This window comes from Agrobacterium sp. 20P9.1.2, assembly GCF_057799395.1.
In genome coordinates this window covers 1-355 of sequence record NZ_JBYOKI010000019.1, presented here as the reverse complement: position 1 = coordinate 355, position 355 = coordinate 1, and the positions used below count along the sequence as shown (strand labels likewise).

Sequence of the window (355 nt, the reverse complement as noted above, 5' to 3'; positions counted from 1 at the left end):
TAAGGTGGGTTGCCCCATTCGGAGATCCATGGATCAAAGCTTATTCGCAGCTCCCCACGGCTTATCGCAGCGTATCACGTCCTTCTTCGCCTGTGCATGCCAAGGCATCCACCAAATGCCCTTAATTCACTTCTTCGTTCTCATTGTCTATGCTCATCCATAGCCGCTTCCGAAGGAAGCGACGACCTGATTACCTTTTACAATCAAGCCACTTCATGATGACATCGACGTGTCGATACAGTCCTCTTTGAAGGCACGCCGGTGCACTTCGAGGCCGTATCATTAAGACCAGCTTCTCGAGATATCATCCGGTGATGCGCGGTCAGGCAACACCAATCCAGCATGTCCATCAGAG

The 355-nt window shown here is 51.3% G+C and carries 1 rRNA gene; it reads right to left on the bottom strand.

Features of this window, described 5'->3' with window-relative positions:
* Positions 1-135 (bottom strand): 23S ribosomal RNA (locus tag AC27VJ_RS22595); the annotation flags it as partial.
* Positions 136-355 lie beyond the last annotated feature (220 nt).